Here is a 26468-nt window from a genome sequence, read left to right on the forward strand (position 1 = left end):
GACACAGTAGAATAGCTTTTAACCCAATGAAATTATAGAAATACCTTTCTATTTCTATCAGGTATATAAGATATATAAAAGGGGAAACATGAACTCATATGATTAAAAAATATTAACATACGATAAGGATGGTGACACTACACAATGAAATATAGCAGAAAAAATAATTTTTATGTTGATATCCATTACGCAGATGAAGAAAGTACAATACCTGCTGAAACAATCGAAAAAGAAATTATCGAGTGGATTGAATTAATTCTTCAAGAATATTCTCTTTTAATTCCTTTAGAAATTAATTTAGTATCGGAGGATATATAAATGTTAACTCTTGCAGGATCAGAAAAATTTAATAAAGCTGAGCTTGAAGCCCTGCTCGCTAAGATCAAGATCCTTATTTATGCTCGTGTTTCGACAGACGGACAAGTAGATAACTATTCAATAGAATCTCAGATTGAAAGATGTATGGATTTAGCCAAACAAAAAGGCATTACTGAAGATGAAGTAGTGGTTCTAGTAGAAGATGGTGAAAGTGGAGATAACCCTAATCGTCCAATGATTAATTATGTTTTATTCTTGTTGGAGTATGGGATTGGTGATCACGTTATTTTTCTACATCCTAACAGAATGAGTCGCTTTCTTCATTTACAAACACAACTATCTAATCGTATTTGGAGCCTTGGAAAAGATTTCTGGTTCGTTGAATTTGATTTTGACAAATCGAGTCCAGAATCAATGTTGAACTTCAACATCCAAGGTTCTATTGCCGAATACAACAAAGCAAAGATATTAGCAGATACTAAGCGTGGCAGAATTACAAAGGTTAAAAATGGTCAAATACCGGGTTTAAACAGAATTTATGGGTATACCTATGATACTGAATTGGACACACTAGTTGAGAATCCTGTAGAAAAAGAAATTTATTTGAAGATGGTTGATATGCTTTTACATAAAGATTATAGCTGTTCTAGGATAGCCGAAGAATTATCTTTGCGTAACGTGCCAGCTCCTAAAAAAGACAGATGGTATCAAGTTACGATAAGTAGAATATTTAAAAATGAAACCTACACAGGCAATTATTATTTTGGCAAAACCAAAGTAATCCGTAATGCTGATGGAACAAAGAGACAAGTCCCACAACCAAGAGAAGAATGGAGACGAATATCTGTACCTGTTTACATTGATATGGAGACATACCATAGAATTCAGAAGAGACTTGATGAACTAAATAAGAACAAACCCGGAAGACCTACAGAAGATTACCTGTTACAAGGAATTTGTCGCTGTGGCAGATGTGGGGCAGCAGTATCATCAGGTGTGACTACGAAAACTAAAAATAGATTGCTGAAGTATTACGTATGTCAACATAAAACAAAGAAGTCTTATGAAGTGGGAACTGGTGAATCCAATCCAATTTGCAAAGGACGTAATTGGAGAGTTGATTACGTAGATAAAATTGTTTGGGTTTACGTAAAAAATATAATATCTAAACCAACAGAAATTTTTGAGCGTATAGTTAAACAGCAATCAGAAAACTCAAACTCTGATGATTTACTTAAACAGAAAACCAAATTGGAAAAGTCTCTACAAGAAAAAGAAACAACTCGTGAACGGTATACGGAAATGTATGCAGCCGGGATAATTAAAATGAAGGATTTAGAAGATAAAGTATCGGCTGTGGATATGCAGGTAAAAGACATAAAAAAGGAATTGCATACGATTAAGCATAAATTATTAGCCACTTTTCACAACGCAAATGATGTGAATCTTATTCAAGATACACTTAAAAAGTATCAATATATTATGAATGAAAATTTAATAACTATGGAAAATAGACGAAAAATAGTTAGAGTATTTTTAAGTAAAGTTGTATTAAATGACAATAAGATAGATCTTCATTTTAAAGCTTCTAAGAATATCATGGATGGAATAATTGATATGGAAAAAGAAAAAATTCTCAGTCTATAGATTTAAAATACAGATTCAGAATCTCAATCGTCAAAATTGATCATATATTCAAAATCCCCATTCCATATGCATTTCTTAAGTCTTATGGTTCAAAATTGTATCTGTATAAATTTACATCGTGCTGTATCGAAGAAGCAGTGAAAACACAGGTAAATGAAGGTTTCTTTGTGAAAATAGTTAGAATCGTAGCTTCAATCGTACTAATCGGAAGGAAATTCGCTAAAAAGCTAATGAATCAATTGATTTTTTAATTTTTTAGCAATTAATTTTTTCAAAATTTAAATTTAAAACCCCTTTATTTATCTATGTTTCTTATCGTAGCTCAATCGAATCGTGAATCGTAACAAGAATCGTAGAGTGGGAGTGTTATTTTCATGGTTTTTCACTCTATCAAGTTGGTTCTATATATAGAAAAGACTCATCCTTGGACAAGTCTAGATGCATACTGCCACCTTTATCTACTCAGAATAAATATTGTAGACTTCTTTCCAATTTATAATGTTATCGATTAACTGATCTTTTGTAATATCGCCCTCACTGTATTCAAGGAACCAATTACCTGCCATGTCTCTAGAGAAAGTATCCTCATGCACAAATCCCTCTGGATCACCGTGTAATTTTAACATCTCAACTGTGTTGTCTCTTGGCATACCAACAGAATCTAGAATAATTTCTTCAATCTCTGAAGTATATGATTCGTAGACACTCCATCTTATTTCTAGAATATCTTCAACTGTTCTTTGTTTAGTTTTCATATCGGTTATTAAGTCAATCAAGCTGGACATTGTTGTTTGGTTCATAGTTATCACCTCTATTTATAGTAGGAATATTATACCACCAAATACCATATTGCGTTATATCCTCAATTATGTGATCACACCTATAAAAAGAGGGTTATTTCAATATGAAAGAAGCCTCATCACCTCTCAACAAAATACCTGTTGGTCATATACCAAGCTTTACCCTTCACTGTATCAACCATACCCTTTTTGCTATCCAAGAATACAATATCCCCACATTCTTTACATCCCCATTTATTCCTCTTGTACGCCGATTCCTCTACATAGAAAGCTCCACATTTACACTCTACCTGAATCAATACCTTGTGCTGGCTGTATGCGTCTGCTAACTGCTCTTTACTCTTACTCGCTACTACTGGTTGCTGTATTGCTGCTACATGTTCCCTCTGCTCTGAAAATTCATTATGTACCTTAAAATCTGCTACAAGCTCAGGATTTAATCCAAAATGTTCTTTGCCTACTGTTGTTACATATTTACTACCTACACGATAAGATTCTATCCAGTCCTGTATTTGTTTGCTAGATAGATTGACAGTTCCTTTAATACCCTGTTTAGTGTGTAGGTCATTGTGTAATGCTGATTTAGATTCATATGAAAGTGTTCACCCTAATCTATGCAATATTTTCAAAGCTCAAATTTTGTTTATAACCTCTCCATTTTCAGCAAATTTCCACTTTTCAATCTGATGTTGAAAGATCAGACTCCTAGATTCGTTATTTAAAATTTCAAACAAGAGTACAGCAACTTTTCCCCCATCATCAACGTTGACTTCAAGTGTACTCTTTCCAGAAGTAAATTCATAATCAAAACCTATTACTGGAATATAGTGTCCATGCATTTTAATAAATACGGTTTCTTCAAATTCAAATGTTTCTTCTGTTCGTTCATTTGGTATTCTTTTAGCTTTATTTAAAACAGGATTTAAGACTTCTTCGTAGTTAGAAATAACTTCATGATTGCTATTGTAAAGATATTCATCAAAAGTTCCTTTCGTTTCAACTTTCCCCCAATCCTCCCCCAGTAAATTCCTAACGTCCTCTATAGCTTCTTCATTGATTGCTAACCATGTTATTGTTGGAGTACCAATTGTTATTACTGTTGCGTTTATCTTAACCTTTCTGATCAGACCATCCCAATCAGAATCCTCAGCTTCTCTTAAAATAGCAAGCTTAATGCCTTCATCATTAGCAAAATCAATGGCTCCCTTTGTAAAACCTTTCGTGGTAACAACTACTGCTTCATCCGGTTTGATTTGGCAAACTGCTCCAAAAAAATCTCGTACAATTCCAATCCCAACTACTTTGTCATACTCCTTACATTCAACGAGTATTCTTTTAGTCCGACTGTCTTTTTCTATTGTAACGTCAATCTGATGTTTTGCTTTCTTACCATTCCCTCTAAGTCTCAGATCGTGGAAAACTGTATTGGTCTCCTCCAGCAGTTTATAAACTACAGCCGTTATTCTTTCATACTTTGTTCCATTCTTTAGCTTCTCGTTAGCAATTAAATTATTATATATATTTTCAATATTATTGTGCATATTTTGCTCCTCCGTGAAAAAATCAATTAATCATTGCTTGTTTCTTCAAAAATTTCTTCAGCTCTTTTTTCCATTCAATATATATATCATCTAGTTCATCTAGTTCATCAGCAACAGTTAATATTCTTTCCGAAGTTAAGCTCCTGTCTAAAGGCATTTCTAAGATTCTCCCCCAATAAGGATTAGGTGAAAGTCCATAAGGGACAACTGGATTTTCGACCATTGAATCGACATTACCATCTATAATATATTCTCCACATACCACCCAAGAATGCTCCCATGTAAAAATAGTTTCATTATTTGTGTATGTTCCATCCCCTATATAAACATCAGATTTATGCCCCATTAACCTCAATGCATAACGCACTAGACAAGCAAAATATATACACATATCTGATCTCCCACAAAAGGCTTGATCAACCAATGAACCTGCAATATCAACAATTTTCATTCTTGACTCAACTTCTAATAAGTCTCCATTTGTAATTAATCTGTCAGAAGGAAATGGCCTGTTTTTTTCCTTCTTCTGAATTTGGATATCCTCAAACAACTTATTAAAATCTTTTTGATTTGTCATTTAATCTGTCCCCTTATAAATCATCATTCTACATATAACCCCCCAAGCTAAATCACTTGGGGAGTAATACCTTGCTGGTCTAACTCTTTAAATTTGTAATACAATTTTATTTCATGTCTATAGTAAAATCGCCAAAAATAGCTATCTACTTTAGCAAAAGCAAAATGAGTTGCGAATCTGGTTCTGTCTTCCTTTGGTAATTGTTTATACCTTTGAGTTATACTTTTAGTGCAACCTGCATGAATATCACCAAATCGGTCAACAGCTATAAATACCCCGGGAACATCGTGTAATTTTATGTTGTTATCCATTGCTTGTAATCCATATATCCACTTCAATTCTTTTAAACTATTTAGGTTGTTTTCTTTGAGAATTTTATAAATAAATTCGTTGCCATTAATGAGATTTTCCAATAAAATCACTTCCTCCGTAGTTAAATGAAGTTTCCTATTTACGACCAGCGCGGGACTGAGACAATACAGACCCAGCAAGTGATTTTGCTATTTTGCTTGAAGACTTGCTTTTCAACACGGAAGAAGCTTTAGAAGACATTGTTCCAGACGACACTTTACGAGTGCTAGATTTAGCCATTGTGAACACCTCCTTTGTATGAAATAATTGGTACTTTTTTATCTTATTACACCATATATAGATTGTCAATGTCGATTATTTCACTACATGTTGTGGTTCTTTATTGATATATACATATTGGCATTGTGTCTGCCCTAGTAGTAACAAAAAAACGCCTAGCGATAGGCGCTTATATTCATATCAAAAGGGGGCTAAATTTCACCCTCCTTGACTCTATATGCGCATTCCTTCTTATTTCAGCTTCCTTTTCATACGCCTAATCACACTCAGCTGGCTCCTAACCTCCAGCCTTCTCTCAAGCTCTGTATCCTTCCCTGCTGCCTCTTTCACCAACTGTCTATACCAGTAACCAATCCATATCCATGTTACATAGCCTTCCTATTAGCCTGAGCTAATGTTTTGAGACTAATTAATTGACCATCCCAAGTCTGTAGAAAAAGCTTCCCTTTAATAAGTCGTCCGCATCTATACATGGTTATCGCTCCTTGGTTGATTTGATAGAACGTATTGTCAACGTTACATTATTTTGATTATGATGATAAAATGACTCTTTTACATTTGATTGTCATAAGTGTTAAAAGCCCTAAAAAGGTTATTGAAGCCTACTTATTGTTAACATTACGTTGTTATAAGATTAAACAGGACGGAATATGTAATTGACCTGTCCTGCTATGTATATTGGATTAGATGAATAATGCCACTTCGCTAGAAGTTGAATACTTGCCACGTTCAGTGTAAACGTCATAGATACGTTCAGGATCGTCTGAATTCAGTCGATTGAGCTTCCAAGCTGGCATAGATTCTTGAAACAACTTTTCCAGCGTAGATTGTTTGTTGCGGTAATAGTCATAAACGAATGTCGCTTTGTCGGTGTAGCCATGAGCATCAATATCTTCTTTTCGCATGATTGTGAGCAATGACAAGGGATGATTAGCAAAAGTTGAACGTTGAAGAAATTCATTCATGCGTTCAATGGTTGTTAAGTGGAAGCTCATATCGCCTATAATAATAGTAGCTTTAGGTGAGATATCGAGGAACCAGCAAAGCTTTTCAATTGTCAGGTCGGGGTGATACATAGTGGACACCTCTTTTTCGTTAGTGGATTGAGTTGGTTGGATTTTATTCAATGCGATTGTCATATGTATCATTTCCCTTCGGATTAGGTTTGTTTTATTCGATATGTAGTATATAGATCATACCAAGGCTGCTTCAGTGTCGAAGTGGTCTTTTTACTGTGTTCGGACGATTTATAGACGAATTTTGGATTTTGGTTGTGCCTCAACTTTATTAACTATAGTTATCATTGATTAAGTTTAATTACTAAAATCAACTATACATAACTTTAACTATATCGTCAAGTATACTTATTGAAATCGATAATTATACTTTTCATTTATTATCGATTATAATATTGTCAATATGGGAAATTGAATTTCCTACTTGTACAAAAGTGAGGTTGATAATTTTGAGCGATGAAACGCTAGGAGAAAGAATAAATTTTATTAGAACTAGACGGGGAATTAGGATTAGCGATTTGGCAGAAATGATAAAAATTCCTGTGTTTGATAAGAGTGGTAATGTCATTAATTATAAAAGTTATACCAAAACTTCTCTTTCTCTTATTGAAAATAATAAGCAACGTCCTTCTATTGATGTTGTCACGGCTATTAGTGACATTTTAGGGGTTTCTATTGATTGGTTAGCACGAGGGGTTGAATATGAAGGCAAGAAATTGGAATCGCTTGGACAGGAGAAACTAAGGTTTTTGTTTGAAACAACCAGCGAAGAAGATTTGAATAAATTTGATGAATTTATTAGAGCAATCAAACAACAGATGAAAGAATACGATGGTAAAATTGATGATATTGAAAAACGACTTACGCAATACACAGAGAAAAAAGAGGATTCCTAAATCAAAAGGTGTCCTCTTTGTATGTATAGCAGCTATTGGCTTTTAACAAGTTATTATAACCCTTGATATGACTGGGTTGCACGGTGCATAAAGCTATTGGACACAGCGTCCAACCGCCAACTTTGGCGTGTCACATGGTGACATGGAATAGTGACCACATTGCAAAATGATATTCCCTTGTGGTGACACTTGATGACACCCATTTTGTTATGTGAACTATTCTATCAGCTATGACCCTGTGGAAAATTTTCCACACCCTTATTAACTACGACAGTTCAATTTGGGACTCTCCTATTTAACTTAGTAGCCTAATACTGAAATTATTTAAGTATTAGTAATGGCAACAGTTAGGACACCAATAAGGTTCCCCGAAATTTTCGTAGAAGTTTCCTCAAGCTAAATCCACATTCCACTATGATTCTTGTCTTCTCTATATAGGGCTATTGCACCTATACAAATCACTGTAATTAATCCTGCTACTATCATATGTAATGGATCAACAATGTAATTCTGTATCTTATTCATTGCACTATATCCATATACGGGAACATTACCGTCAATCAAATAAACGCTACTCTTCACGCGATAGCCAGTTAATTTAAGAATCATTGCAGTAATTGTAAATATGCCAGCTACATACCCAATTGCATGTAAAATATTTATTACACCTTTCTCTAATTGTCTATCCAAGTTAGTGGCCTCCTTTAGTTTTAAAACTGACCAATAGAAATATATAGATTGATACAAACTTGTATAGGAATAATATACCATGTATCTGTATGCTTGTTCCACTTCACATAGTTGTGATTGTTGTATCTTGTGAATTACTTCCCACAAGTTTTTGCGTAATGTTGATTTTAGTTGCAGATTAATCCTTGCCAAAATCTTGGCAACCTTTCCGTATCGGTGTAGCATCATAACTTCGTGGAAACAATCCACAATGTTGATTTCATTTTCACCAATTGACTCAGCTACATCTTTCATTGACCGCTGGACAGTTTGACCAGCGCTTTTATCACCATTATTCAGAAGGACCATTGGTCCTTCTGCTTCTCAATATTAAAGTAAAATCCAATGTAGGAAAAAAAGTCTATACTGAGAATAAGACACATTAGGAATAAATTTGATTTAGCGAAACGTCAATTTGACGTGTTGCAGGTAAATCGGACGGCATCGTCCGTTTTCCAAACTGTTCAAATACGTCGATGTCGTCGTATTTGGATACAAAAAAAACCAGTCACCGTCAATATGGGGCAACTGGATGGTAAAATTGGTGTTTTATATGGAGTACTAAAGATAATAAAGATAATTCACTTTTATTTGAAGAAGAAAGAATCAAGACAAAATAAAGATTTTAATAAAATGCAACTTCAACAAATATGCGAGGTTAAAACCTCCTCAAATATATAAAAATACTCAAGGAGGTCTTATACATTTTTAAATATTAATAAGTAACCCATCCAGCATAAGTGACTGTCCAAGTGTAACCAGTTTGTCCATCGACTGAACTCAGCGTTAATGTTCCACGATATGGATCTACGTTATAACTAGTAGTTGTTGGAATATCTCCAAGGGTAGGGAACTGAGATTTTGGTAAAACAATTTGCCAAGTGATATATTTTGTCGCAGAAGGAGTTACAACACTTGCCGTTGATACATTGTTGGGGTTTGCTGTTTCAGTGCTTGCAGCAAAAGATGTTGATCCAAGAGTGAAACACGCAACAACAGTCAACAAGCCAACTAAAAGTTTCTTTTTCATCTCAATCATCCTCTCTTATTTGGGATACAGATCTATCATAGAGAAAAAATTACCATAAGTAAACAATAGTTTGAAATAAATGTAACGATAGTGAATATAATATGAACAACATATTAAATTTAAATTATATCGTGTGTAAAATTGATACTTCACATGAACTTGGAATGAATTAAACATATATTGTCCTTTGTAAGCTCTCACATTCGTTTTAAGGCTGTTATTCACGTTATGAATATGGAAGTCTCAAAATTCCAGTAACTCTAATCTGCGTTGGCTTAACTCTCTCTTTTGAACTTATCTTATTTACTATTCTCTCCTCCTGATATTCGTAATCTTTTAAGGCCATTTCACAATTCACAGTTGTAGTTCTTTTCTCCACAATAAACTTTCCAAAACCATTCTTACGAAGAATGCTGTAGCGTACAATCATTTTACCCATATGTGTATGTCTCCTCTTTAATAACCTTTTTATAGATTTGTCATGCAGCATATCCAACGCCTCACTCCCTCTGACCTCACCCACCACAATGCGGTTAGGCCGCATACGTAAGGAGGAACGAATCAGATCACGAATCGTGATTTCTCCCTTCCCCTCGGTGTTCGCGTTCCGTGTTTCCATGGAAACCAGGTTGGGGACAGTCACAATTTGTAGCTCTGCCGAATCTTCAATCGTAATAATCCGTTCAGAAGAAGGGATGAACTGGGATAATGCATTCAGAAAAGTTGTTTTACCAGAGCCCGTTCCGCCGCTTATAAAAATGTTGTACTTGCTACGTACCAAGTCTTTGAGCATAGCGGCGACTTCTGTATTGAGCGCACCCATTCGTATCAAATCATCCATCGTCATGGGACGCTCGGGAAACTTCCGTATGGTCATCGTCGGACCCTTGAGAGCAACTGGCGGCAGCACGATATTTACACGTGATCCGTCCTTTAGTCGGGCATCCACAATGGGAGAAGCCTCATTCACAATTCGGTTCACCCCGGCTACAATCGTCTGGATCAAATCCTCCAGTCGTTCGCGGGATTCGAATTGATCGGGCACCTGAATCACCTCACCTGCCCGCTCCACGAAGATTTCCCGATGACTATTGATCATAATTTCCGTTACGGTCGGGTCGTCAATCAACGGCTGGAGCACATCCAGCCCACGGAAAGAGTTGAAAATTTTGCGGACAAGTGCATGCTTTTCTCGGGAAGTTAAGCTCGCCAGCTCTACGTCGTGTAAAATTCGCTTTTCGATATGCCGTACTAGATCTGTATCCTTTACCGAGGACGTTACGTCCAGCCCGTTACGAATATCCGCGCGCAATGCCTTAAATTGTTCCTCATTCATGTCATCATCCCCTTAAGACCAAGCAAGCGTCGACTGTGCTGCGCTCTCCATATCCAGCAGCTCGCGGCACAAATGACGAATTTCCCGCTGATAAATCGGTGAACTAAGCAGCAGCTCACGGTGCTGCATTTGTTTCCATGAAGGTATATAGGGTAACGCTCCGTTCAGTTCCATGAAGTCACGAGGTAACGAGTTGATCATAGTTCCCATGTAGCGATTCACCACAAAGCTGGTTTTGCATATCATGGCTTCAAGCCCTTCAGGCTGTGTAGTTTCTAAAACATCCAGCCATAATCCGCACTTGTGCATACTCATTAAATCGTCAGCCAGCAACCAGATCAGCTTATGACTAGCTTCAAGCACGGCTTGAGCCCGCTCACCATGTTCAGAATCGCAATCTACGATCACTACATCATACTGCCCGCTTTCAGCAATCGTTCGAATGAGCTCTTTCGCTTCATCACAAGTCATGTCTGTCAATTCCTTGCGATTATAGACAGGTTGAAACGTATCAGCCTGAATTTCAGGACGACGCACACAATACGAAGCCAAAGATAACGAAGTGTCCTCATTTCCCTCCGACTTGAGATCATACAGCAGTCTGGACAGTCCTTCTCCTTGTACTCCGCTAGAACTGTCTGAACCAGTGAACAACGAGCTTGAATCCACCGTTTCCAGATTCAAATAGAATACCGAATATCCCTCATTCCCCAGCTGCTTGGACATATTGAGCGCGGCCGTTGTCTTGCCCAATCCACCTGAAGCTGCCACCATGCCGATAATCATTCCACCTTCCCGACTGTTTACGCTTTTCCGACCATTCGACCTCTGTCTCGCCGTTTCCAAAATAATACCGACCAGTTCAGATAAAGGCTTATATTTTAATACAGGCTGCCCATATTCGCTTACTTGTTCTCCCTCATGCAATACCAAACAAGGAATATCCGCATCTTCCCGAGCTGTCCATAGATTCAGAAAGGGCATTTCACCTACTACCACATCTGGTCTTTTCATTCCGCTAGTTTCCATCATGTATTGATGAAATGCCTCCGGCTGCGAAAAAGCCGTTATTCTGAGCCTTCTGGCGTACTCGCTTCCGTGAACATAATTCAGCAGAGGCTCAATATAATCCCGGCCTTCTACGGCCAATACCACTTTTACCGGAACCAATATGCTCATCCCCTTTCCCAACACAACAACGCAAAAAAGCACCGTTCATCCATCCGTAAGTACATACGGTTGGTGAACGGTGCTTCCGTCACGTGCAATCTATTTATTGGTAGAATAGCATAGCACCTGTGTTAGAGCAAGTATTTTTTGCGCAAGTATTTTCTTAGAATTCTGGTACTAGGAGAAGGCGGGCAGTCTAGCCCCGCCTCCTACGATCTTCAACTTAGTAGAATTTGTGGTGACGACGATGACAGTCATGATGGCGATGATGACGACGTTTCCGGCAATGACATTTCTTATCAAAGTCTTCATGTTTCCAGTGATCACGTTTAAATTTTGGTTTAAACTTAATGACAGTCACCTTAATGATTTTCTTAAAAACACGTTTTTTTGGCTTTGGAAAATGACAATCATGCTTACGATGTTTATACATTCAAACTCGCCTCCATTTCGTTGAGATAGAATATACTATGGAAGCAGTGAATAACCGGTAACCAGCATATGACTATTTATGAATGGATTGGGCATTTTAATAATCTGTCTCCAGCTTAATATCCGGATCATAATCCGCTACGATAAGAACATCCATATGACGTGCTTGACGGAGAATCCTCGGCACAACCGCAGTCTTCCCCCAACAGCTACTTCGGGAAGACTGCCCCACGATGAGCTGCGTACCTGAATATCCTTCTACTGGAGCAATCAAAATGTCGGCAATCTCGCGTCGGCTGGAAACAAGCCGAATTTCAAAGGTTCCCCCCAGTCGGTGGGTCAGCAGCTTTAGTTGTTCCAGACGAGGGTTCAATCTCTCCGGTATACGCTCACCGATATGGACATAAGTCACAATCCACACAGCCTTCAAACGAAATGCGATACGAAAACCGCGGCGAATCAACCTTTCAGCATTTTCACTTAGCGTCACGCCTACAAAAATCACTTCCTCCCTGCGCCACGGTCCCCGAAGTGACTCGTGCCGATCCCAGGATTCCAGCCGCTCATCTACATCATCTGCCAATTCCCGCAAAGCAAGTTCACGTAGCGCAATTAGATTACCCAGCTTAAAAAAGTGGCTAAGTGCCTGCTCCACCTTCGCAGGAGCGTAAATTTTGCCCTCACGCATACGTTGCTGTAACGATTTGGGAGCCACATCAACAAGCTGGACTTCATCGGCCAGACGCATCATATGGTCGGGGACAGTCTCTCTCACCCGAATGCCAGTAATTTGTTCTACTGCGTCATTCAAGCTCTCCAGATGCTGCACATTCATTGTGGATATAACAGAAATACCTTGTTCCAAAATGGCCAGTACATCCTCATAACGCTTAGATCTCAGACTTCCCGGAACGTTGGTATGCGCCAGCTCGTCAATTAGCACTACCTCAGGATTACGCCTGAGAATGGCTTCAGTGTTCATCTCTTCCAAATGTGCACCATGACGCTCGATAGACTGACGGGGAATCATCTCCAGAGATCCTACCTGGGCTAGTGTTTCTGCTCTTCCGTGCGTTTCCAGCAATCCGATAACCACATCAATCCCGCTTTCCAGCAGATCATTTCCCTCTCTCAGCATGGTGTATGTTTTGCCGACCCCCGGAGCAGCCCCAATATATACTTTGAGCTTGCCCCGCAGAATTTTGGCTTCCTCAGCCTGTACTTCCTCAACGCTCAAACGATGATACGGATCAGTATCTCCTTCCTCCTGTCTCATCGTTGGCAAAATCCGTTCGCCCTCCTGCTCGGCTCGGTCTGCAATCAACAGCAGATCCATATTTTTCATTCGTTTTAAAATTCCGTTCACCAGTGATCCTTTAACCAGCTCCTGCCACGGAGTCTGCCGAGAATGCCCCATAACAATTCGGGTAACATTGTGAGTCACCGCATAATGGATAAGTTGACGTGGCAGCCTTCTGCGGGAAAAGAGCGGGATTTCTTCAAATGTCGATCCGATCTTATCGGCCAACTGCTCAATGGAACGTTTGAAGGCTGCTGATTCCTTGGACAGCTTGCGCTTCGAGCTGACAAAAGAGACCACCAGCATATCTCCACCCAACCGCTTGGCCACCTGTTCTCCCCTACGTACATAAATGGACCCATTCCAATGATATTGGACAGGCACCAAAATACGCTCTGCTGCTCCTGACGCCCCGTGCAAGCCTAGCTCCTCCCGGTGCCGTTCCAGCGAATCATTCACATCCTCTGCCACCAATCGCAGAGCGAGCTCACGCAATTTACCCAGATTTCCCCGGTGAAACATCTCTGGATTGGGCGTATGCATGTAACCTTTCGCCAACCGTTCCAGAATCATCTCCGGGGTAGCATCAATTAGACGAATTTCATCCGCCAGCTCCAATGTATCAACCGGAACCGTATATTGCGCTTCAAAGCCTGTCAGCTGATATACCCACTCCGTGATCCCTTCGAGTTCATAAACATTAACCGTCGTAATGACGCTAATTCCCATCTCCAGCAAATACCGAATATCCTCGAGCCTTGTTGGAAACGAGGCGTCTTTTCGGTTATGATGTGCCAAATGATCCACCAGCACCACCTCAGGATTTCGCGCCACTAAAGCTTCCACATTCAGATCCTTTTGCTCTTCGCCATCCTTCATCCAATGAATACTGGGTACTCGCTCTAGCGAGCCGACCTGTTCCACGGTCTCACGCCGTTGCAGAGTCGATACCGCACAAATTACAACATCAATCCCTTCATGCTGCAGCGATTGTCCCTCCTGCAGCATATGATACGTTTTGCCAGAGCCACTGACCGCACCAATGTATATTTTGAGTCTGCCTCGATGCAATTTGTTAATGGAATCCAGTATCTCCTCTGGTGATTTACGTTTGAAGCTCTCCAATTTCGTTCCTCCCCGCAGCGTAACAGCTCGTTCCGAATCCTTCTGTGTGATTGTAAAGAATGTACTCCCGTGTCCCGGTTAATTCAAGATGACCCAACAAGCTTGCCTCAAAAAAAGCCGCACAGATTAGCATAAGCGTAAAAAAGCGTGCATTCAGGCACTTTATGCCCGTCTGCACGCTATTTTGAATAATTCATATAGGATCACTTCCTACGAGACTCACTTGCTATTTTCGCCAATGATTCCCCGTTGTTGAAATAACTTTCGCCATACCACACCATGAGACGGGGAAAATAGAAAAGCCAAAAGCAGCAACACACCCGATACACACAGCATACATGCCGCAATAGAAGCATCTAACACAGTTGCTGTATAAAAGCCTACGATCGAGCTAATGGCTCCAACTCCCACGCTGTATGCAATCATACGGGACAGCTTCTCCGTCAGCAAATAAGCGGTAAGAGGCGGTACAACAAGCATGCCAACCACTAGAATTGCACCCACACTCTCAAATGACGCCACTGTCGTTAGTGATACGAGACTCATTAGCAGATAATGAAAAAAAACAACTGGAATGCCCAATGAAGCTGCCAATGCGGGATCAAAGGAAGTGACTTTAAATTGCTTGAAAAAGCCCCCTACCACGAGCAGATTGATCAAAAACATTGCGCCCGTAATCCACACAGCCCTCGGACCTATATCGAAGCCAGCAATCTCTATCGTATTCCACGGGACATAAGCAATTTCCCCATACAAAACGTGGTCCATATCCAGATGAGCATTGGAAGCAAACACACTGATCAGTAAAACACCGATAGCAAACAATGTTGTAAACACCACGCCAATGGCAGCATCACTTTGCAGACCGCTTTGTTGGAATAGCTGAATCAGATACACCGTTAGAAGCCCCAGCACGGCCGCACCAAACATCATCCACACCGAATCCCTCGATCCGCTGATGAGAAAGGCAATGACAATACCAGGCAGTACCGCATGACTGATGGCATCACCGATCATAGCCATTTTCCGAAGCACGAGAAAGCATCCGACGATACTACATCCCCCTGCCACTAACATTCCCGTCAGGATCACATAAAATGAACTCATAGGGCACGCTCCTCCCTGGGCTGTGTTCCAACTCCCTGCTCCAGACTTTTTCTGGCGTTTAACCGAACGATAGCCTTGGAAATCATTCCACGCTGCGGCGCAAAGATCAGACTTACACCAAATACCACAGTCGCACACAACACGCACAATGGTCCTGTAGGCAAATTTTGTCCCAGAGAGCTAATAACAGTCCCACCAAGACCCGCTATAGCACCAAACAAGCCTGACAGGCATACCATAACACCCAGCTTCTCTGTCCAGTATCTTGCCGACACGGCCGGGGTAATCAGCAGGGCAGCCATCATAATGACGCCCACGGCCTGAATGCCAGCCACTACCGAAATGACAATCAACAGCATTAACAACTTATCCAGTAAGCCTGCCGGAAAACCAAGTCCACGGGCAAAGCCAGGGTCAAAGCTGAGCAGCTTAAATTCCTTGAAAAATAATAAACATATTCCAATGAGCACCACCGAAATTACCGCCATTGTATAAACATCAGACAACACCATTGCCGCAGCCTGGCCAAATAAAAATTTATCCAGCCCACTTTGGTTGCCTGCGCCACTATGCTGAATTTCGGTCAACAACATAATGCCGAAGCCAAAAAATACGGACAGCACCGCTGCAATCGCTGAATCGCTTTTAATTCGCGAATACCGGGTTAACGCACTGATGGCAAAGGTAGCAACAATCCCTGCAATGGTTGCTCCAATCATAAATCCAAACATGGATTTTGTACCTGTGATCATAAAAGCCACACATACTCCCGGCAAAGCCGCATGTGCCAAAGCATCTCCCATAAGCGATTGCTTACGCAAATACATAAAACTGCCAATCACCCCGCTGCTTAAACCGAGTAAAATACATCCAAGCAAAATCCATTGCATGTTCGGGTCTGTCAAAAGCGCTGCCAAGCTTGTCATACTGCTCACCTCACTCCGAGTATCGTGCCGGATTCCGAACCTGTTTTGAGTATACTCAGACGCCCGCCATACGTACGTTGCAGATTTCCCTCGGTAAAAATATCTGCGGTCTCTCCAAATGCCATCAGATGCCCGTTCAACAGCATAACCTGGTCAAAATAATCCGTGACCGTAGATAAATCATGATGAACGACAAGCACGGTTTTCCCCTGCTGTTTCAGATCGTTAAGCAATGAAATGATAGCTTTTTCTGTTGCAGCGTCCACACCGACAAACGGTTCATCCATAAAATAAAGCTGAGCGTCCTGCGCAAGCGCTCTCGCCAAAAAAACGCGTTGCTGCTGCCCGCCTGACAATTGACTAATCTGCCTGTCTGCAAATTTGCTCATTCCAACCTTGTCCAAACTCTCCATCGCAGCCTGACGATCTGCTGCTCCCGGACGGTTAAACCAGCCCAGTCTGCCGTAACGTCCCATCATAACCACATCTAGAGCATTCGTCGGAAAATCCCAATCCACCGACTCCCGCTGCGGTACATATCCAACCTTGAGCAGCTGTTGCTTATAGGGCTTGCCGTAGACCAGCACCTCGCCCCTGAGCTTTGGAATCAGCCCAAGCACGGCCTTGATCAGTGTAGATTTGCCAGCCCCGTTGGGGCCGATAATACCAATCAGCTTACCTTCCGGCACCTCAAAGGAGACATCGAACAAAACGGGCTTTTTTTGATAGGCTACCGATAAATCACGAACAACAAGTGGTGAATGTCCCATGTGTCTACGCCTCCTTATTTAAGAGCTCTAACGATCGTATTCACGTTATGCTTGACCATTCCAATATATGTTCCATCTTCTGTCCCCTCTTCACCCATAGCATCCGAATACAGCTCGCCGCCAACCTGTATGGTATGACTTTGCTGAGCTGCACCCTGAATAACCGCATCTATGGCCTTTCTCGGAACACTTGATTCTACAAATATGGCTTTAATTTTATGCTCCACCAGATAATCTCTCAGCTTGGTCACATCTTGTGAGCCCGCCTCTGATTGTGTACTCATGCCTTGAAGGCCTCTTACTTGAATCTGGTAAGCGTCTCCGAAATAGCCAAATGCATCATGTGCCGTGACAAGTACGCGCTGTGCCTTCGGTATACTGGCAATCTGCTCTCTCGTGTAATCGTCCAGTTCTCGTAGCTCAGCGAGATAAGCTTCGGCATTGGCCTTATAATCCTCCGCATGAGCAGCATCAAGTGCCGACAATTCATCTCTGACGGTTTCTACCGCAGACATCCAGTTTTGTACATCAAACCAGATATGTGGATCATACTCAGATCCCATTTCTGGGCTAGCTGCACGCAATTGATTTTGGGCAATGTTTTTGGACACGGGTATAACAGGCTTTTGCTTGCTGATTTTCTCCAGAATGTCCTGCATTTTCCCTTCCAGATGCAACCCGTTATAAAAAATGATGTCGGCTTTATCCAGCTTACGCATATCTCCCTGAGACGCCTTGTACAAATGCGGGTCAACGCCTGACTTCATAATTCCCGTGACCTCCACATGAGCACCACCGACCTTCCCGACAATATCAGAGATCATACCGATGGTAGTCGTAGCCTTTATTTTCTGTCCCGTCTCTCTCGTAGCTCCCTGTTCTGTCTTCTTGGCATCTGTACATGCAGTCGCTAAAACCAGAACTAGAGACAACACTCCAACCGTCGCTACCCATTGTGGCAAAGCCTTCTTAAACTGCTTGTTCATGTTTTAAAATCCTCCTTTTAATATTTGTTTTAGGACAAACTATTTCCTTGAGACAATTATTTTTTACCTATACTATATTTTAGAGTATACACTAAAGTTTTTACCTAAGGAAACATTTTTGAAATATAAATCTTAACTATTCTTTTATATCGTTCGATTTTGGCTCTCCGAATGTGTAATATATAGAAGATATCCGGTCGTTATACCAAAGAAACCATACAAAGAAGGTGCAAGTCATGGACCCAACAGGATACAGCCCTAATTGGAACAAACGTCGGCAAATACAGTTACGAAAAATACTGCTTATTTTTATGCTGGTGTGTTGTCTGTTTGCCCTAACTTCCTGTGCTCGGGGTGACATTCATGTAGATGTTCATCTGGATCAAAGTGTAGATATGGATGCAACGTTCAGTGTAAACAACCAGACACTGATGATGTTGGACAATCCGGGGCTGCTCGATCGATTAGTTCAACGTATGCAAAGCAATAATGTAGACGTACAGCCACTATCGGAACAAGGGAGAAAGGGATATCAAATAAAGGGGCATTATCAAGGGGATTGGGGTACAAACCAAAAAAATCCCGATCAGGGTTTAAACCTGCCTGAGGGATTAGAAATAAATCGCGCAGTGAGCCAGCATTTTTTTACAACCAATATGGATCTTACGCTTAAGCTCGATTTGCCTCGGATGCTTCCTGAAGAAGCTCGTGGCCTGAGTGATAAATTAGAACAAATGAATGTGTTCGCACGCAAATTACTAGAACGGCAACTGGATCTTAACTTCAGCCTATCCCTGCCCATCCAGCCTGCTTCCAGCAATGCGGACCGTGTGTCGGATGATGGGAAAACACTCTATTGGGACATTGCTCCATTAGAGTCAAACGAGCTAAAATTGTCGGTCAACGTACCCAATGTACGTCATATCGTGTATGTATCGGCTACGGGTCTCATACTGATCGCGGTAGCTGTGATATTAATGATTCGTAATTATCGTCGTAAAAATAAACATAAATAAAGCAACTAAAAAAATCGTTTCCTAATTTCTGGTGGGGGGATCTGACATTGATCCTCCTCATCCTTGCCAAACCAACGATATCGGTTACGCGCTACCCAGTTATAGGCTGCGTTGCGCACAAAGCGGGGAATCAAGATGAATACATAGGCCAGCGGGTATGGAAAACGAAGGCGTTTGGCAATCCGTAAAGCTGCAGTTGACCTTGTATAATACGTACCGTCTTCAATCAGCACGAATGTATCCAGTTGATCTGTAGACAGTCCACCTGCACGTAAAAGTTCTTGCCCTACCTCAGATTGCAGGGAACCAAAATGGAATATTCCCTTAGGATCACGTTTGATAATGAAGCGGGTTGCTCCCTGACAAAAGTGGCATACCCCATCCACCAATACAATGGAATGTTCGGTATGGACATGATCAGACTGGTTCATCAACGCATTTCACCTCCACAGAGAAATCAACGGCATGAAAACGCAACGGTTCGATTATAAACAAAAAAACGCCGAAAGTATCCGACGCTTGTCTAGAAATGTATAATCCTTGCCTGTTCAAAAAACTAGCTCAATGCTTTCTCAAACAGCTGTTTTGCATTAATTTGCTCTAAAAACTCATCATGGAACTGATCCATACACTTGCAGATAAAATCCTTATGGCATACCGGGCAAGGCGTCGTTAGCAGTCGACTAATATTCGTCAAAGTCCACTCCGGATTACGTTGAGAAAAAACGCGGCACTCCGTTCCATCGGCCAAACTCATTTTAAACTCATAAAGCCCTTCCTTTTCGTTGCTACCAGCCAGCGTGAAATTAACAATATTCGGTCTGTAAGACATCATATCACCCGTATTTTTCAAATTTGTTTCGTACCTGATGACCAGAATCACCTATGACATCTTAATGAATTTTGGCGATGATGTCAAATGGACGCCATTCTCAGCGAATCAAGATCTAGGTGCAAAAGCCGCCGATCAATCGGCGACCGTGTGTGAATTTTTTTAAAATGTGGTCAAATGACGTTAAGTTCAACATCAATGTTACCGCGAGTGGCTTTGGAGTACGGACAAAAATCATGTGCTTGGCGTGCCAAATCTTCAGCCTGGGAACGCTCAATCCCCGGTATTTTTACATCCAGACGCACCGCTAACTGGAAGCCGCCGTCGTTTGGGTCCTTGCCGATCGATACGTGGCTGGTGACCTCTACATTGTCCACCTTTACCTTGGCTCTACGGGCCACATTTGCCAACGCACTTTCATAGCATGCGCCATAGCCTGCCGCAAACAATTGCTCCGGATTCGTAGCGTCTCCACCTGCGCCACCCAGTTCCTTTGGTGTGCTCAGCTTATGCTTCAATACCCCGTCTGAAGAAGTCACTGAACCGTCTCTTCCACCATGTACCGTTGCTGATGCTGTGTATAACGCTTCCATGATTTCATCTCTCCTTCTTCCATCTTATTGGCATTCCGCAGGAATCCTCGTCATGTTAATACATGATTTCCTTCTCGTATGTACTTTAAACGAGCCACGCAAAATGAATCATTTAAAAAGGGATGATAACCCGTTTATTTACCGTATTATTTACCGTTTAGTTCCACCTCTTTTGTGTTTACACTATATGTTATAAGCCCCTAACCCCTAACTTGATGGGCCGCCCGCATTTAGAAAATCCAAAACAACCAAGCTGCCCTTTGAGAGCAATATAGCTTGGTTTTTTCCATTGTTTAGTTTTAATTAAGATGGTCAATTGCTTCAAAAATACGATGATTTTGCTTGACCACACAAAAGTTGCACTAGACAAAAACTATTGTGGGTGTACAATAGGGATAACGCAATCGCTATGTCACTAATAATATATTTCAATATGAACAAAGAAGGTGAAGCGTATGAAAAATTCAAAGGGCAACTTCGCGGAAATCGCTTCACTATCAGAAGTGAATCGTTCTTTGAGCATCCCGAAGGATGGGACCTGGTTTCGGAAGTTTCTTGCCTTTGCTGGACCAGGCTATATGGTTGCTGTCGGCTATATGGACCCTGGCAACTGGGCTACAGACATCGCTGGCGGATCAAAATTCGGCTACACACTACTTAGTGTCATTCTAATCTCCAACCTGATGGCCATTCTGCTGCAAGCCTTATCCGGCAAGCTCGGTATTGCTACAGGTAAAGATTTGGCTCAAATGTGCCGTGATGCTTACAGTCGCCCTGTCGCGATCGGCTTATGGCTTTTATGCGAAATTGCCATTGCAGCCATGGATTTGGCCGAGGTCATCGGTTCAGCCATTGCTCTGAAGCTACTGTTCGGTCTCCCGTTACTATACGGAGTCATCATTACCGCTTTTGATGTTATGCTCATTTTGCTGCTGCAAAATAAAGGTTTCCGGGCATTGGAAACCCTCGTCATTGTATTAATGGCCACGATTGCCGGCTGTTTTGGCATCAATCTCATTTTGGCACAACCAGAATGGGGCGGCGTATTGGGTGGCTTTGTACCGGACTCACAAATTTTGACGAATCCAAGCATGCTGTATATTGCCATCGGTATTATGGGAGCTACCGTAATGCCACATAACCTGTATCTGCATTCTTCTATTGTACAAACCCGCAAATATGAGCAGACATCAGCAGGTAAACGGGAAGCTATTACATTTGCAACTTGGGATTCCAGTATAGCGCTCATGTTCGCTCTATTCATTAATGCAGCCATCTTGATCGTAGCAGCTGCCGTATTCCATACAGCAGGAAGAACAGATGTAGCAGAGATTAGTGATGCCTATTATCTGCTTTCGCCATTGCTGGGAACCACACTTGCGAGCATACTGTTTGGAGTAGCGTTACTTGCCTCAGGTCAAAACTCGACCGTGACAGGTACTTTAGCCGGACAAATCGTGATGGAGGGCTTCTTGAATCTTCGTCTCTCACCTTGGTTGCGTCGTCTGGTGACCCGTCTTATCGCGATCATTCCAGCGGTCATCGTCACTGCGATTGCAGGTGAAAAAGGTGCGGAAGAGTTGCTTGTGCTGAGTCAGGTTATTTTATCCATCCAGCTTCCTTTTGCCATCATTCCATTACTGCTCTTTACCAGTGACAAAAAGATTATGGGTGAATTTGCGAATAAAATGTGGCAAAAAGTACTAACCTGGATCGTGACCGCTATCATCATTATCTTGAATGTAGTGCTTATTATTCAGACGATTACAGGTTAATCGGTAGCAAAATCATAAAAAGGTATCTCACTTGCCTCCATGGCAGCGAGATACCTTTTTTTTACTCACCCTATTTTATTGGACCTCTATAAATAAGTGTTGGTCTAATCGTTAAAATGGTGTATTGCACTCACATAATAATGAGACTCAGCAGAAATCTCAAACCCTATTGACCTGTAGAGATTCAAGGCTCGTTTATTTTGAGTAACCACTCCTAGTCGAATCTGAGTGTACTGCTTGGCAAGCAAGATGTTAACTACACGAGCAAGAATTTCCCGGCCATACCCTCTGCCTTGGTATAATGGATGTACACAGAAGTCATGAATAACTGCTGTATCCGTATGAACATGATTGACTCGGACCATTCCAACCGGTGTCAGTCTATCTACAGCGAGGTAGGTAACACGTTCTGGTTCTCTCGTATGTTTAAAATAGTTCCTTGTCCAAGACTCTGAATCCCCAAAAGCTTGTGACGAACATTTAACCATAAAATCAAAATCTTGAGCTTCTTCTAGTCGCAAAACTAAGCCGGAATGATGTAACATATCAGAGCGGAACTGAACTAAATGCATAGTAAATTCAGACGTATTAAAGTTCGCCCCCAAGTGCTTCACACAATCTATTCCAGGTTTTGAATTGGACGGGATTCTGATACGACATGTTTTGATGCCTTGTATTTGCATCTCTGCTGCAGCTTTGTTCATTAAGGAGCGGAACACACCCTGACGCCGATAATCCGGATGAACCATAGCGTTAATATTAGCTTCGATTTCATCTGATGTATACCAACTGAGATAGCCAATGAGCTGGTTGCCCATTTGACAAAGGAATGCTTTATCCCCACCGTTTTCTTTTAGGCTTTCTATGCCCACTCTCAAACTTGAACCATCAAAATCCTTGCATAGTTGTTCTAACATTCGTACCCGAGAAATCTGATGATTTGAAAAATCATTCATTTTTAAAATTTTATATTCCTGCATATTATTTGTTGCCCACATCAAGAAGAAAACACGCAGTTTATGGACGATTAGGCGCTGTCCTTCTATAGTCTGTCCGCTTATTCATCGTTACCATTCGGACCGCCTCCTTGAGCATATGTGAGTATAATTTTAACTTAATCATCAGACAAATCAATAATATTATATTCTCAACGCTTGCCAGCCTTCGTCTGCACTTGAGCTTCAAGCGCGAGATTCAGCTTGAGCACGTTCACACGCGGCTCGCCGAATACCCCTGCGCTGCGGCCTTCTGTCTGCTCCTGCACCAGCGCCTTCAGCTGGTCCTGACCAATCCCCGTCAAGCCGCTAATACGCGGAATTTGAGCCTGTGCCGCCTGTGGCGAGATGTGCGGATCTAGACCGGAGCCGGAGTTCGTAATCAGGTCCAATGGAACCTGACTGACGGGTACATCCGGGTTATGCTTCTGCCAATCCGCAATAGAATCCTTGATCCGCTGCACCAATGCCGGGTTCGAGGGTGCGTAATTACTTGAGCCTGAACCAGCCCCATTGTAATCGATACTTGATACCCGGCCTTGGAAAAACGCCGGATTGGTAAAGGACTGCCCAATCAGCTCAGAACCGATTACCCGCCCCTCCGTGTCACGAAGCATACTGCCGTTTGCTTGCTGCGGAAACAGAACTTGTGCCACTCCTGTGCTGACTAGCGGATATGCCAATCCGCACAATAGGATCATTAGCACAGAAGTTCGCAAAGCCACTCCAATAACCGCGCTTCCTCGCATCTCTTGTCTCTCCGGTTGATTTTCTGACACTGCCTCCGTCCCCGTACGCTTGTTATGACCTTGTCCGCCAGATCCGGCTTTCTCATGTGCAGCAAACCTGCGTCCAGACAACATCCGATAAAAACCACTCATGTCGCTCACCCTTTCTGCGCTAAATCCACAAATGTACCAGCAAATCAATGGCCTTAATGCCGACAAACGGTACCACCATACCGCCCAGGCCATAAATCAGTAAATTCCGTCCCAACAAACGATCCGAGCTCATTGGCTTATACTTCACGCCCTTCATTGCCAGCGGAATCAAAAGTGGAATAATGACTGCATTAAAAATAAGCGCCGATAAAATAGCCGAGAGCGGGGAACCCAGTCCCATGACATTCAGTGCACTCATTTGTGGAATAGCCAGCATGAACATCGCCGGAATGATAGCAAAATATTTAGCAACATCGTTCGCAATACTGAACGTTGTCAATGCCCCGCGTGTCATAAGCAGCTGCTTACCGATGGCGACCACCTCAATAATTTTGGACGGATCAGAATCCAGGTCCACCATATTAGCAGCTTCCTTGGCCGCGACCGTACCGCTATTCATGGCAAGACCGACATCTGCCTGGGCCAGCGCAGGCGCATCATTGGTACCATCTCCAGTCATGGCAACCAGCTTGCCCTGCTCCTGCTCACGGCGGATAACCGCAATTTTGTCCTCCGGCTTGCTTTCTGCTACAAAATCGTCCACACCTGCTTCACGTGCAATTGTAGCAGCGGTCAGCGGATTATCACCGGTACACATAATCGTGCGGATGCCCATTTCCCGAAGCTGATCGAAGCGCTCCTTCATGCCCGGCTTCACCGTATCCTTCAAATAAATAATGCCGTATATCCGATCATCCAGCGCCACTGCTAACGGTGTACCTCCTTCTGCGGCTACCTGATTTGCTTTTTCCTCCAGATCGGCCGGAACACTGCCTTTTTGCGATACAATCCACTGCCGGACAGAGTCCACGGCGCCTTTGCGTACTCTTCGTCCATCGGCGAGATCCAGACCACTCATCCGGGTTTCTGCCTTGAACTCGATAAAGGTCCCACCTGCTGCCAAGGATTCATCCAACGTGTACTCCTGCTTGCGCATCAATTCCAGCACCGAGCGCCCCTCAGGTGTCTCATCCTTTAGTGAACTCATCGCCGCCCATTTCGCTAACTCTGCCTTTTCTACACCATCTACCACCACAAATTCACTCGCCATCCGGTTTCCGAAGGTGATGGTACCCGTTTTATCGAGAATCATCGTGTTGATGTCCCCGGATGCTTCTACCGCCTTGCCTGACATGGCCAGCACGTTAAACTGGGTAACCCGGTCCATACCGGCAATCCCAATAGCCGACAAAAGCCCGCCAATCGTGGTCGGAATCAGACAGACTAACAACGAAATCAGCACGGGAACAGGCAAATCAATCTTAAAATGACGGGCTATCGGAGCCAGCGTCACCACCACAATTAGAAAAATAATCGTCAAACTAATCAGCAATGTATTCAGTGCAATTTCATTTGGCGTTTTTTGCCGCTGTGCACCTTCCACGAGCGAAATCATTTTATCAATAAACGTCTCACCCGGCTCAGTTGTAATCCGCACCTTAATACGGTCACTGACTACCCGCGTCCCACCGGTTACCGAGCAAAAATCACCGCCCGATTCCTTAATGACCGGAGCTGATTCTCCCGTAATCGCAGATTCATCCACCGAAGCCAGACCTTCAATGACCTCACCATCACTTGGAATCATTTCGCCCTGAGAGACGATTACCACGTCACCTTTACGCAATGCTGTGGAGCTGACCACCTGAATCTCATTCCCGACGAGCTTATTAGCTTGCGAGTCCTGCTTGGATTTTTTCAAGGAAGCAGCTTGTGCCTTCCCCCGTCCCTCCGCGAGCGCTTCGGCAAAGTTAGCAAAAAGCAGCGTGAACAACAGAATAATAAATACAGCCAAGTTAAAGCCCATTTCCTTGCCGACTCCAAAATAACCGGGAAGCAGCAGCATGAGCAACACAACCAATGTACCGATCTCTACGACGAACATGACAGGATTTTTCATCATGATCATCGGATTTAATTTTATAAAGCTATCCTTTACCGCCTGCTTCAAGATGCTTCTATCCAGCATGCGTTTGCGTTCTTCCTTCATGATCAAGCACCCCGTTCATCCATTCTCAT

At 42.2% G+C, this 26468-nt stretch carries 25 protein-coding genes and 2 pseudogenes; 5 read left to right on the forward strand and 22 right to left on the reverse strand.

The window, feature by feature from the left end; all coding sequences use genetic code 11:
- The first annotated feature begins 144 nt into the window (after window positions 1-144).
- Both C0638_RS25100 and C0638_RS01265 read left to right on the forward strand, forming a co-directional pair.
- The gene (locus C0638_RS25100; RefSeq protein ID WP_158657692.1) at window positions 145-318 is read left to right on the forward strand and encodes a hypothetical protein; all 174 of its coding nucleotides are present in this window, start codon (window positions 145-147) and stop codon (window positions 316-318) included.
- Window positions 319-1965 (forward strand): recombinase family protein, encoded by a 1647-nt coding sequence (locus tag C0638_RS01265; RefSeq protein WP_102163308.1) that lies wholly within the window; start codon window positions 319-321, stop codon window positions 1963-1965. It begins immediately after the preceding gene.
- 458 nt (window positions 1966-2423) lie between these two features.
- Here C0638_RS01265 and C0638_RS01270 read toward each other — a convergent pair whose 3' ends face one another.
- The 7 genes and pseudogenes from C0638_RS01270 to C0638_RS01295 form a co-directional block, all read right to left on the reverse strand.
- On the reverse strand, window positions 2424-2765 hold the full coding sequence (locus C0638_RS01270) for a hypothetical protein (RefSeq protein ID WP_102163309.1): 342 nt from the start codon (window positions 2763-2765) through the stop codon (window positions 2424-2426).
- A gap of 119 nt (window positions 2766-2884) precedes the next feature.
- Window positions 2885-3357, reverse strand: a pseudogene (locus C0638_RS25485) (hypothetical protein).
- 40 nt (window positions 3358-3397) lie between these two features.
- Window positions 3398-4306, reverse strand: a complete 909-nt coding sequence (locus C0638_RS01280; protein WP_102163310.1) for a restriction endonuclease — start codon at window positions 4304-4306, stop codon at window positions 3398-3400.
- Between the two features lie 22 nt (window positions 4307-4328).
- Complete coding sequence (locus C0638_RS01285; RefSeq protein WP_102163311.1) at window positions 4329-4883, reverse strand: hypothetical protein; 555 nt, start codon at window positions 4881-4883, stop codon at window positions 4329-4331.
- A 47-nt stretch (window positions 4884-4930) separates the two neighbouring features.
- Complete coding sequence (locus tag C0638_RS01290) at window positions 4931-5296, reverse strand: hypothetical protein (protein ID WP_102163312.1); 366 nt, start codon at window positions 5294-5296, stop codon at window positions 4931-4933.
- Window positions 5297-5330: 34 nt separating this feature from the next.
- Complete coding sequence (locus C0638_RS25270; protein ID WP_199771163.1) at window positions 5331-5474, reverse strand: hypothetical protein; 144 nt, start codon at window positions 5472-5474, stop codon at window positions 5331-5333.
- A 683-nt stretch (window positions 5475-6157) separates the two neighbouring features.
- The gene (locus C0638_RS01295) at window positions 6158-6613 is read right to left on the reverse strand and encodes a hypothetical protein (protein ID WP_233902264.1); all 456 of its coding nucleotides are present in this window, start codon (window positions 6611-6613) and stop codon (window positions 6158-6160) included.
- Window positions 6614-6939: 326 nt separating this feature from the next.
- On the opposite strand from C0638_RS01295, the gene C0638_RS01300 reads away from it, so the two are divergent.
- Complete coding sequence (locus C0638_RS01300) at window positions 6940-7386, forward strand: helix-turn-helix domain-containing protein (protein ID WP_158657693.1); 447 nt, start codon at window positions 6940-6942, stop codon at window positions 7384-7386.
- A 396-nt stretch (window positions 7387-7782) separates the two neighbouring features.
- On the opposite strand, the gene C0638_RS25105 is transcribed toward C0638_RS01300, so the two are convergent.
- The 9 genes and pseudogenes from C0638_RS25105 to C0638_RS01350 form a co-directional block, all read right to left on the reverse strand.
- A complete protein-coding gene (locus tag C0638_RS25105) occupies window positions 7783-8076 on the reverse strand; it encodes a hypothetical protein (RefSeq protein WP_158657694.1) in 294 nt (97 codons plus the stop codon).
- 754 nt (window positions 8077-8830) lie between these two features.
- On the reverse strand, window positions 8831-9145 hold the full coding sequence (locus C0638_RS01310) for a hypothetical protein (protein WP_080561176.1): 315 nt from the start codon (window positions 9143-9145) through the stop codon (window positions 8831-8833).
- Between the two features lie 469 nt (window positions 9146-9614).
- Window positions 9615-10481: pseudogene (locus C0638_RS01315) on the reverse strand (CpaF family protein); the annotation flags it as partial.
- A 12-nt stretch (window positions 10482-10493) separates the two neighbouring features.
- Window positions 10494-11660 (reverse strand): AAA family ATPase, encoded by a 1167-nt coding sequence (locus C0638_RS01320; protein WP_058711856.1) that lies wholly within the window; start codon window positions 11658-11660, stop codon window positions 10494-10496.
- 520 nt (window positions 11661-12180) lie between these two features.
- Window positions 12181-14508, reverse strand: coding sequence for a histidine kinase (locus C0638_RS01330; protein WP_040101859.1), 2328 nt, complete (start codon window positions 14506-14508; stop codon window positions 12181-12183).
- A gap of 219 nt (window positions 14509-14727) precedes the next feature.
- On the reverse strand, window positions 14728-15615 hold the full coding sequence (locus C0638_RS01335) for a metal ABC transporter permease (RefSeq protein ID WP_058711845.1): 888 nt from the start codon (window positions 15613-15615) through the stop codon (window positions 14728-14730).
- Entirely contained in the window at window positions 15612-16541 is a 930-nt protein-coding gene (locus C0638_RS01340) for a metal ABC transporter permease (RefSeq protein ID WP_058711846.1), read from the reverse strand. The genes C0638_RS01335 and C0638_RS01340 overlap by 4 nt, the downstream gene beginning before the upstream one ends.
- 5 nt (window positions 16542-16546) lie before the next feature.
- Window positions 16547-17311, reverse strand: coding sequence for a metal ABC transporter ATP-binding protein (locus C0638_RS01345; protein ID WP_058711847.1), 765 nt, complete (start codon window positions 17309-17311; stop codon window positions 16547-16549).
- A 14-nt stretch (window positions 17312-17325) separates the two neighbouring features.
- A complete protein-coding gene (locus C0638_RS01350; protein WP_058711848.1) occupies window positions 17326-18297 on the reverse strand; it encodes a metal ABC transporter solute-binding protein, Zn/Mn family in 972 nt (323 codons plus the stop codon).
- A 236-nt stretch (window positions 18298-18533) separates the two neighbouring features.
- Between C0638_RS01350 and C0638_RS01355 the strand changes: the two genes are divergently transcribed.
- The gene (locus C0638_RS01355) at window positions 18534-19313 is read left to right on the forward strand and encodes a DUF3153 domain-containing protein (RefSeq protein ID WP_058711849.1); all 780 of its coding nucleotides are present in this window, start codon (window positions 18534-18536) and stop codon (window positions 19311-19313) included.
- Window positions 19314-19318: 5 nt separating this feature from the next.
- Here the strand turns inward: C0638_RS01355 and C0638_RS01360 are convergent, their stop codons facing one another.
- The 3 genes from C0638_RS01360 to C0638_RS01370 all read right to left on the reverse strand — a co-directional run bounded on the left by C0638_RS01360 (window position 19319) and on the right by C0638_RS01370 (window position 20738).
- Entirely contained in the window at window positions 19319-19744 is a 426-nt protein-coding gene (locus tag C0638_RS01360; RefSeq protein ID WP_058711850.1) for a thiol-disulfide oxidoreductase DCC family protein, read from the reverse strand.
- A 125-nt stretch (window positions 19745-19869) separates the two neighbouring features.
- Window positions 19870-20196, reverse strand: coding sequence for a hypothetical protein (locus C0638_RS01365; protein WP_013369949.1), 327 nt, complete (start codon window positions 20194-20196; stop codon window positions 19870-19872).
- A gap of 122 nt (window positions 20197-20318) precedes the next feature.
- Window positions 20319-20738, reverse strand: a complete 420-nt coding sequence (locus tag C0638_RS01370) for an organic hydroperoxide resistance protein (protein ID WP_058711851.1) — start codon at window positions 20736-20738, stop codon at window positions 20319-20321.
- Window positions 20739-21193: 455 nt separating this feature from the next.
- Here C0638_RS01370 and C0638_RS01375 point away from each other — a divergent pair, with 455 nt between their 5' ends.
- On the forward strand, window positions 21194-22513 hold the full coding sequence (locus C0638_RS01375; RefSeq protein ID WP_013369945.1) for an Nramp family divalent metal transporter: 1320 nt from the start codon (window positions 21194-21196) through the stop codon (window positions 22511-22513).
- 104 nt (window positions 22514-22617) lie between these two features.
- Here C0638_RS01375 and C0638_RS01380 read toward each other — a convergent pair whose 3' ends face one another.
- From C0638_RS01380 to kdpB, 3 genes are all read right to left on the reverse strand, one after another.
- Complete coding sequence (locus tag C0638_RS01380; protein ID WP_058711852.1) at window positions 22618-23493, reverse strand: GNAT family N-acetyltransferase; 876 nt, start codon at window positions 23491-23493, stop codon at window positions 22618-22620.
- 167 nt (window positions 23494-23660) lie between these two features.
- On the reverse strand, window positions 23661-24389 hold the full coding sequence (gene kdpC / locus C0638_RS01385; RefSeq protein WP_058711853.1) for a potassium-transporting ATPase subunit KdpC: 729 nt from the start codon (window positions 24387-24389) through the stop codon (window positions 23661-23663).
- A 19-nt stretch (window positions 24390-24408) separates the two neighbouring features.
- Window positions 24409-26439 carry a potassium-transporting ATPase subunit KdpB gene (kdpB, locus tag C0638_RS01390; RefSeq protein ID WP_025679881.1) on the reverse strand — a complete coding sequence of 677 codons (2031 nt, stop codon included), beginning with the start codon at window positions 26437-26439 and terminating at the stop codon, window positions 24409-24411.
- Window positions 26440-26468: the final 29 nt, after the last annotated feature.

This window comes from Paenibacillus sp. lzh-N1 (assembly GCF_002872435.1).
GTDB lineage: Bacteria > Bacillota > Bacilli > Paenibacillales > Paenibacillaceae > Paenibacillus > Paenibacillus polymyxa_C.

What these genes read in the sequence shown, in the direction of transcription:
- C0638_RS01350 (WP_058711848.1), bottom strand. Translation starts at nt 18,297, where the DNA reads ATGAACAAGCAGTTTAAGAAGGCTTTGCCACAATGGGTAGCGACGGTT.
- C0638_RS01310 (WP_080561176.1), bottom strand. Translation starts at nt 9,145, where the DNA reads ATGAAAAAGAAACTTTTAGTTGGCTTGTTGACTGTTGTTGCGTGTTTC.
- C0638_RS01380 (WP_058711852.1), bottom strand. Translation starts at nt 23,493, where the DNA reads ATGCAGGAATATAAAATTTTAAAAATGAATGATTTTTCAAATCATCAG.
- kdpC (WP_058711853.1), bottom strand. Translation starts at nt 24,389, where the DNA reads ATGAGTGGTTTTTATCGGATGTTGTCTGGACGCAGGTTTGCTGCACAT.
- C0638_RS01345 (WP_058711847.1), bottom strand. Translation starts at nt 17,311, where the DNA reads ATGGGACATTCACCACTTGTTGTTCGTGATTTATCGGTAGCCTATCAA.
- C0638_RS01280 (WP_102163310.1), bottom strand. Translation starts at nt 4,306, where the DNA reads ATGCACAATAATATTGAAAATATATATAATAATTTAATTGCTAACGAG.
- C0638_RS01375 (WP_013369945.1), top strand. Translation starts at nt 21,194, where the DNA reads ATGAAAAATTCAAAGGGCAACTTCGCGGAAATCGCTTCACTATCAGAA.
- C0638_RS25100 (WP_158657692.1), top strand. Translation starts at nt 145, where the DNA reads ATGAAATATAGCAGAAAAAATAATTTTTATGTTGATATCCATTACGCA.
- C0638_RS01265 (WP_102163308.1), top strand. Translation starts at nt 319, where the DNA reads ATGTTAACTCTTGCAGGATCAGAAAAATTTAATAAAGCTGAGCTTGAA.
- C0638_RS01340 (WP_058711846.1), bottom strand. Translation starts at nt 16,541, where the DNA reads ATGACAAGCTTGGCAGCGCTTTTGACAGACCCGAACATGCAATGGATT.
- C0638_RS01335 (WP_058711845.1), bottom strand. Translation starts at nt 15,615, where the DNA reads ATGAGTTCATTTTATGTGATCCTGACGGGAATGTTAGTGGCAGGGGGA.
- C0638_RS01295 (WP_233902264.1), bottom strand. Translation starts at nt 6,613, where the DNA reads ATGACAATCGCATTGAATAAAATCCAACCAACTCAATCCACTAACGAA.
- C0638_RS01355 (WP_058711849.1), top strand. Translation starts at nt 18,534, where the DNA reads ATGGACCCAACAGGATACAGCCCTAATTGGAACAAACGTCGGCAAATA.
- C0638_RS01285 (WP_102163311.1), bottom strand. Translation starts at nt 4,883, where the DNA reads ATGACAAATCAAAAAGATTTTAATAAGTTGTTTGAGGATATCCAAATT.
- C0638_RS01360 (WP_058711850.1), bottom strand. Translation starts at nt 19,744, where the DNA reads ATGAACCAGTCTGATCATGTCCATACCGAACATTCCATTGTATTGGTG.
- kdpB (WP_025679881.1), bottom strand. Translation starts at nt 26,439, where the DNA reads ATGAAGGAAGAACGCAAACGCATGCTGGATAGAAGCATCTTGAAGCAG.
- C0638_RS25270 (WP_199771163.1), bottom strand. Translation starts at nt 5,474, where the DNA reads ATGGCTAAATCTAGCACTCGTAAAGTGTCGTCTGGAACAATGTCTTCT.
- C0638_RS01370 (WP_058711851.1), bottom strand. Translation starts at nt 20,738, where the DNA reads ATGGAAGCGTTATACACAGCATCAGCAACGGTACATGGTGGAAGAGAC.
- C0638_RS01270 (WP_102163309.1), bottom strand. Translation starts at nt 2,765, where the DNA reads ATGAACCAAACAACAATGTCCAGCTTGATTGACTTAATAACCGATATG.
- C0638_RS01320 (WP_058711856.1), bottom strand. Translation starts at nt 11,660, where the DNA reads ATGAGCATATTGGTTCCGGTAAAAGTGGTATTGGCCGTAGAAGGCCGG.